Here is a 6,089-nt window from a genome sequence, read left to right as displayed (position 1 = left end):
AACACACTCGACGACGAGGCTCTCCACGCCTGCATCGCCGCCTACAACAACACCCCGCGCAAATGCCTTGGGTTCAAGACCCCGGCCGAGGTATTCATCGCTCAACTGTTGCACTTCAAACTTGAATCCACACCCTCGCTGCGCTCGGGATGACAGCGTTTTCTGCATCGACGCACGGCGCCAATCCCGGAAAAATTGTCATCCCGAACGCAGTGAGGGACCTTTCACTTTCTTGAAAAGTGAACGGCAACGGCGCTTCAGCTCACATGCGATAGCCCCCAATCAGAACGGGGGCCCCTAGAAATCCCGACGCTCTAGGCCCGCACCGTGATGCCGCCGTCGACCACCAGCAGGTGGCCGTTCACGTAAGACGATTGATCGGAAGCCAGGAACAGCGCCGCATTGGCCGTGTCCCAGCCGGTGCCCATCTTGCCGGTCGGCGAGGCGCGGTCGCGGATCTCGATCATCTTCTCGTAGGCCTGGTTATGGTCCTTCTCGCTTTTGGCATACTGCTCGGCCAGGAAGTCGATCATCGGCGTGTGCATCAGGCCGGGCAGGATCGCGTTGCAGCGGATGCCCTTCTCCGCATATTGCGAGGCGATCGCCATGGTGAGCGAGTTCACCGCGCCCTTGCTGGCATTGTAGGCCAGGTACGAAATCCCCTTGGGGCTGCGGATCGAGGCGATCGAGCTCACGTTCACGATCGCGCCCTTGCCCTGCTTCTCCATGATCGGCAGCACATGCTTGGCCGTGAGGAAGAAGCTCTTCACGTTGACGTCGAACACGCGATGCCACTCGTCCTCGCTCAACTCGACCGGCCCACCCTGCGAGCCGATGCCGACATTGTTGTCGAGAATGTCGACCCGGCCCCACTTCGCCATGCAGGCGTCGACCATCGCCTTCACGTCGGCATTGTTCGAGGCGTTGGCCTCGTAGGCGACGGCAACGCCGGGACCGACCTCCTTCTCGATCAGACCCACCGTCTCCTCGGCGGCGGCCCGCTTCAGGTCGACGCAAAACACCCGGGCGCCCTCGCGCGCGAAGGTGATCGCCGTGCACTTGCCGTTGCCCCAGCCGGGTCCGCTCGAGCCCGCCCCGACGACGATCGCCACCGTGTCTTTCAGTTTTCCCGACATGCCGCTCCGCTCCCGCTTCATCTTCCTCTCCCGTCTTCCGGGGAGGGAAGGATTGAGGTCGAGCCTAGCACGAACGGCCGGTCTGGAATCATGGTGACGATGCGACACGCCCCGTCCATGATCGGGGCCATGGACACGAACCATCACGAGACCATGATGCGACAGGCCCTCGACCTCGCCGCCGTCGCGGACAGGGAAGGCGACATGGGCGTTGGCGCGGTGATCGTGCGGGACGGCGAAATCGTCGGCCGCGGACGCAACCGCATCCACACGGGCAACTCGCTGATCCATGCGGAGACCGACGCCATTGCCGATGCATGCCGCACGCTCGGCACGGACGACCTGTCGGGCACGACGCTCTACACAACGGTAGAGCCTTGCCCGATGTGCGCCGGCGCCTTGCTGAACGCCAAGGTCGGCCACTGGGTGCTGGGCCTTCGCTTCAAGACGGTGGGACGCAACTTCGGCCGCTACTCCGTCGAGACGTTTGCCGAGTTCGTGGGCGCCGATATCAAGTTCACGACCGGCATCCTCGAGGAGGAGTGCCTCTCTCTGCGCAGCCGCTACTTCGCGCGCAAGTGATGGGTGAGCGCGAGGGCCAGGCAGTGCTTTAGCGCGCCTAAGGGCGGCCGGTCGCCGGGCCCGAACCTGATAGCCCGCTTGCCGTCATACGCGAAGGTGTCTGGATAGAGCTCGCGGAACTGGCCGACCAGCCCGCTCCGGCAGTGGAAGTAGACGGCGTGGCCGCCGCTGTCGCCCTTCAAACGGTCGATACGCACGGTGGTGCCGCTGCCCGTCTCTTCGGTGAGATAGCTTGGCTGGCCCCATTTCAGGGTCTCCGTCAGCGTGCCGACATCGGGCGTCGCCGCCGCGACTTCGAAGATGGTCTCGCGCAGCGCCATCAGCCGGGCGCGTACATCCGGCGGATAGGCCTTGAACGTTGCGGCCACCCTGGGATCGGCAAACCGTTTCATGGCGAGAGCCTACCACGAAGCTCGCGCGGCGGGCTGGCCGAACCGGCGCCCGCGTGGGAGGCTGCGGGCAACAAGAAAACACGGAGGAGCGTCCATGCGTCGTCGTGCGTTCACCGCCTCGGCCCTTGCAACCGCGCTCGCGTCGCCCGCGATCGCCCAGGCGCCCTGGCCCGCCAAGCCGCTCCGCCTCGTCATCCCCTATCCGCCCGGCGGCCCGTCGGACGTTTCGAGCCGCATCGTCATGGAGCGCGCCGCCCAGCTCCTCGGCCAGGGCGTGCTGTTCGACAACAAGGCCGGCGCCTCGGGCATGATCGGCGCCGAGTTCGTGAAGAACCAGCCGGTCGACCACCACACCTTCCTCACGACGACGACGGCGATGGTCTGCATCACGCGACACCTGCAGCCGATCCCGTTCGACCCCGATCGCGACATCGTCCCGGTGTCGCGCATGACGACCTCGTGGGGCGCCTTCGCCGTCCATCCGTCGGTGCCGGCCAACACGGTCGCGGAATTCGTGGCCTATGCGAACGCCAATCCGGGCAAGCTGAACTACGGGTCGGCCGGCCTCGCCACCATCACCCACCTGTTCGGCGAGATGCTCTGCCTCGAAGCCGGTATACGGATGACGCACGTGCCCTATCGTGGCAGCGCGCCCGCGACCAACGCGCTGCTGGCCGGCGAGATCCAGGCACAATTCGACCAGACCACCCTGCCGCACATCAAGGCGGGCAAGCTGCGCGCCCTCGCGATGCTGGCCGAAGTGCGCCACCCGGATTTCCCGGACGTCCCGACCCTGCAGGAGACTGGCTACGGCAAGGAAGGCGGCGATTCCTGGTTCGGCATCCTCGCCCCTGCGGGCACCTCGCCCGAGGCGATCGCGCGCCTCGACAAGGCGATCGCCGACGCCCTGCGCGCGCCCGACATCATGACCAAGGTCCACAATGGCGGCATGCGCGTGACCTATCTCAACCCCGCGGATTTCAGGACACAGATCGGCGCCGAGAGCGCGATGTTCGGGGCGATCATCAAGAAGGGCGATATCAAGCTGCCCTGAGGGCTGTGGTCGCGCAAAGAAGGGCAGCATACGCCATTGACGCATATACGCCAATGGCGTACATTTGCCATGATGACTTCGCTCCTGGCTGTCGTCGAAACCGAACTCTACATCGCTCAGGCCGCCAAGCTGCTGGACGAGGCAGAGCGAGCCGCTATCGTCGATGCCGTGGCAGGTGCCCCGATGATGGGCGTGCTGATCAAAGGCACGAAAGGCCTGCGCAAGATGCGCATTGCCCTTCAAGGCCGCGGCAAGAGAGCCGGAGGTCGCCTGATCTACTGGTTCCATTCGGAGGGATATCCGGCGGTCCTCCTTATGGTTTATGCCAAGAATACCGCCGCCGATCTGACCAACGAGCAGCGCCGGCGCCTGATCGCCGTATCTGAGATCCTCCTGAAAGACTTTGGAGATGGAAAATGAAGAAGAAGGACTTCGATCTCCTCCTGAAGAGCGTGGATCAGGCGCGCGCCTATGCCCGCGGCCGGCCGACGACGGGAACGCGCGTCCAGGTGGTTCAACGCACCGACGTCGCGGCCATACGGGCCCGGACGAAGCTGTCCCAGGAAGCCTTTGCGCAATGCATCGGAGTTTCGGTCGGCACACTGCGCAACTGGGAACAGGGCCGACGCAAGCCTGATGGGCCGGCAAAGGTCCTGCTGGCGCTTCTGGAACGCGATCCCCGCATCGTCGAGCGCACCCTGTCGAAGGCCGCCTAGCCGCTCATTCCTTCGACCACGCTCTCGGCCACAGGAGCGACAGGAGCAGTACCGCGATCAGCCCGCCACCCGCCGCCACGAAGGCGAAGCGGTAGCCCGCGAGGAAGCCGCCCATGTTCATGAAGCCCTGCGCTCCATATGCCTGCAATGCCGTCAGCACCGAGGCGCCGGCGACGATGCCGATCGTGCGGGTCAGCAGAGAAAGGCTTCCGGCGACGCCGCGGTCGCGCGCCGGCAGGGTGGTCGTGACGATGTCGGTGTAGGCGACCGTCAGCAGGCCCTGCCCCATCCCCTCCAGCACCAGCAGCGCCGCCACGACGAGCACCGGCGTGTCGATCCCGGTGAAGCCCAGCGGCAGCAGGCCGAGGCCGACGCCGGCGATGCCCGCGAACACCGTCGGCCGCTGACCGATGCGGCGCACCAGGAAGGCCGAGAGCGGCGCTCCCATCAGGCTGCCGCCATAGGCCATCGCCAGCACGATGCCAACGCCCAGCGGCGTCAGCTTCAGCACGTTCACGAGGTAGTAGGGCGTCAGCAGCAGGATGGCGAAGCCCGCGAGGTTGGCGAGCGCATTGAGCACGTTGGGGATCGTGAAGCGCGGATCGGCGAAGAGCGACGGCCGGATGATCGGCTCCGGCACCCGGTTGGCGCGGCGGACATAAGCCACGATCAGGGCCAGCGCGACGAGGGCCATCGCCAGCGCCCACGGGCCCGGGATCTCCTTGCGCTGCGAGAAGGTGAGCGACAGGAGCAGCGTGCTCATGCAGGCCGCCAGCAGCACCGCCCCCAGCGCATCGAAGGGCCGTGAATCAGGCTTGGGCGAGGGCAGCAGTCCGGACAAAGCGAGCGTAACGAGCGCGAGCGGCACGCGGACCCAATAGACAGCGGGCCAGCCCCACAGTTCGACCAGCGCGCCGCCCAGGAACGGGCCGATGGCGGCCGCAATGGCCATGGTACTGGCGAAGCCCGCCAGCGCCTTGGTGCGGTCGCTCTCGGGAAACAGCGAGGTGGCCAGCGCCGGCGTACAGGACAGGGCCAAGGCCGTGCCGACGCCCTGGACCCCGCGCGCCCACAGGAACAGCGGCCAGTCCGGCGCCGCGGCGCAGGCCGCGCAGCCGAGGGCGGAGATCGCGAGGCCGATGCGGAAGATCAGCCGGTGCCCGAACAGGTCGCCCAGCTTGCCGCAGACCAGCATCAGCGAGCCGTAGACCAGCACGTAGCAGATCACGAGCCACTGCGCGTCGCCCAGTGCCACCTTGAAATGGGCCGTGATCGCCGGCAGCGCCACGTTGACGGCGATGTCGAGCGGGGCGAGCGACGCGCCCAGCCCGACGATCGCAAGGCCGAAGGCGGGACGGACCGTCATCGACAAGCGCCGTCGTCCTGAGCGAAGTCGCCCGAAGGGCGACGCAGTCGAAGGACCTTTCTTCCGACGCACGACGACTCGAAGGGAAAAGAGGTCCTTCGACTACGCGCCGTTGGCGCTCCGCTCAGGACGACGGGGGAAGATGTCAAAGTTCGGTGTCGCTCAGAGGTGCTTCTTCAGGAATTCGAGCATCCTCTCCCACGCCGCGTTGGCCGACTTCACGTCATAGGCCTCGCTGCGCTCGCTGGCGAAGGCATGCGCGGCGTCGTAGCGGAAGATCTCGGGGCTCTGGCCCGCGCCCTTCATCGTCTTCTCGAGCCCGTCGACGGCCGCCGGCGTGCACCAGTCGTCCTTGTTGGCGAAGTGGCCCTGCAGCGGCACAGTGATCTTCGCCGGGTCGGCGAGCTGGCCTGGCGGGATGCCGTAGAAGGGCACGCCGCAGGAAATGCCGCCGACGCGGGCGCAGGCCGCGATGGTCAGCGCGCCGCCCATGCAGAAGCCCATCACGCCGACCTTCCCACCCATTCCGGCGAGGTGCTGCACCGCACCGGCGATGTCCTGGTCGGAGGCGCCGACGAAGTCGAGGCCGCTCATCATGTGGTTCGCCTCGTCCGGCTTCTGGGTCACGCGGCCCTTGTAGAGGTCGGGCGCCAGCGCGTTGTAGCCCTGGCGCGCGAAGCGATCGGCGACGCCGCAGATCTGGTCGTTGAGGCCCCACCATTCCTGGATCACGACGATCCCCGGCTTGCCCTTCCCGGCCTCGGCCAGGTAGCCCTTGCAGGTCGATCCGTCGGGACGCTTGAAGTCGATCAGACTGCCCATGTGATTGTCCTCTTCGAAATT

At 66.3% G+C, this 6,089-nt stretch carries 8 protein-coding genes; 4 read left to right on the top strand and 4 right to left on the bottom strand.

The window, feature by feature from the left end; all coding sequences use genetic code 11:
- Positions 1–314: 314 nt before the first annotated feature.
- Positions 315–1,157 carry an SDR family NAD(P)-dependent oxidoreductase gene (locus Q7V45_RS05310; RefSeq protein ID WP_304848139.1) on the bottom strand — a complete coding sequence of 281 codons (843 nt, stop codon included), beginning with the start codon at positions 1,155–1,157 and terminating at the stop codon, positions 315–317.
- A 108-nt stretch (positions 1,158–1,265) separates the two neighbouring features.
- Here Q7V45_RS05310 and Q7V45_RS05305 point away from each other — a divergent pair, with 108 nt between their 5' ends.
- Positions 1,266–1,718: a nucleoside deaminase gene (locus Q7V45_RS05305; protein ID WP_304848136.1), complete on the top strand. Its 453-nt coding sequence runs from the start codon at positions 1,266–1,268 to the stop codon at positions 1,716–1,718.
- Here Q7V45_RS05305 and Q7V45_RS05300 read toward each other — a convergent pair.
- Positions 1,700–2,110: a DUF1801 domain-containing protein gene (locus Q7V45_RS05300; protein ID WP_304848133.1), complete on the bottom strand. Its 411-nt coding sequence runs from the start codon at positions 2,108–2,110 to the stop codon at positions 1,700–1,702. The genes Q7V45_RS05305 and Q7V45_RS05300 overlap by 19 nt on opposite strands.
- Positions 2,111–2,204: 94 nt before the next feature.
- Between Q7V45_RS05300 and Q7V45_RS05295 the strand changes: the two genes are divergently transcribed.
- The 3 genes from Q7V45_RS05295 (at position 2,205) to Q7V45_RS05285 (ending at position 3,880) form a co-directional block, all read left to right on the top strand.
- The gene (locus Q7V45_RS05295; RefSeq protein WP_304848130.1) at positions 2,205–3,164 is read left to right on the top strand and encodes a tripartite tricarboxylate transporter substrate binding protein; all 960 of its coding nucleotides are present in this window, start codon (positions 2,205–2,207) and stop codon (positions 3,162–3,164) included.
- A gap of 69 nt (positions 3,165–3,233) precedes the next feature.
- The gene (locus tag Q7V45_RS05290; RefSeq protein WP_304848127.1) at positions 3,234–3,584 is read left to right on the top strand and encodes an addiction module toxin RelE; all 351 of its coding nucleotides are present in this window, start codon (positions 3,234–3,236) and stop codon (positions 3,582–3,584) included.
- Positions 3,581–3,880, top strand: a complete 300-nt coding sequence (locus Q7V45_RS05285; RefSeq protein ID WP_304848124.1) for a DNA-binding transcriptional regulator — start codon at positions 3,581–3,583, stop codon at positions 3,878–3,880. The genes Q7V45_RS05290 and Q7V45_RS05285 overlap by 4 nt, the downstream gene beginning before the upstream one ends.
- Positions 3,881–3,884: 4 nt before the next feature.
- Here Q7V45_RS05285 and Q7V45_RS05280 read toward each other — a convergent pair whose 3' ends face one another.
- A complete protein-coding gene (locus Q7V45_RS05280) occupies positions 3,885–5,246 on the bottom strand; it encodes an MFS transporter (protein WP_304848121.1) in 1,362 nt (453 codons plus the stop codon).
- Positions 5,247–5,408: 162 nt separating this feature from the next.
- Entirely contained in the window at positions 5,409–6,068 is a 660-nt protein-coding gene (locus Q7V45_RS05275; RefSeq protein WP_304848118.1) for a dienelactone hydrolase family protein, read from the bottom strand.
- Between the last annotated feature and the right edge of the window lie 21 nt (positions 6,069–6,089).

Source organism: Reyranella sp., from assembly GCF_030651995.1.
GTDB lineage: Bacteria > Pseudomonadota > Alphaproteobacteria > Reyranellales > Reyranellaceae > Reyranella.
Note: the sequence above shows the minus strand (reverse complement) of the source record. Positions and strands in the feature narration are given on the sequence as shown.

What these genes read in the sequence shown, in the direction of transcription:
- Q7V45_RS05285 (WP_304848124.1), top strand. Translation starts at nt 3,581, where the DNA reads ATGAAGAAGAAGGACTTCGATCTCCTCCTGAAGAGCGTGGATCAGGCG.
- Q7V45_RS05300 (WP_304848133.1), bottom strand. Translation starts at nt 2,110, where the DNA reads ATGAAACGGTTTGCCGATCCCAGGGTGGCCGCAACGTTCAAGGCCTAT.
- Q7V45_RS05275 (WP_304848118.1), bottom strand. Translation starts at nt 6,068, where the DNA reads ATGGGCAGTCTGATCGACTTCAAGCGTCCCGACGGATCGACCTGCAAG.
- Q7V45_RS05295 (WP_304848130.1), top strand. Translation starts at nt 2,205, where the DNA reads ATGCGTCGTCGTGCGTTCACCGCCTCGGCCCTTGCAACCGCGCTCGCG.
- Q7V45_RS05280 (WP_304848121.1), bottom strand. Translation starts at nt 5,246, where the DNA reads ATGACGGTCCGTCCCGCCTTCGGCCTTGCGATCGTCGGGCTGGGCGCG.
- Q7V45_RS05305 (WP_304848136.1), top strand. Translation starts at nt 1,266, where the DNA reads ATGGACACGAACCATCACGAGACCATGATGCGACAGGCCCTCGACCTC.
- Q7V45_RS05290 (WP_304848127.1), top strand. Translation starts at nt 3,234, where the DNA reads ATGATGACTTCGCTCCTGGCTGTCGTCGAAACCGAACTCTACATCGCT.
- Q7V45_RS05310 (WP_304848139.1), bottom strand. Translation starts at nt 1,157, where the DNA reads ATGAAGCGGGAGCGGAGCGGCATGTCGGGAAAACTGAAAGACACGGTG.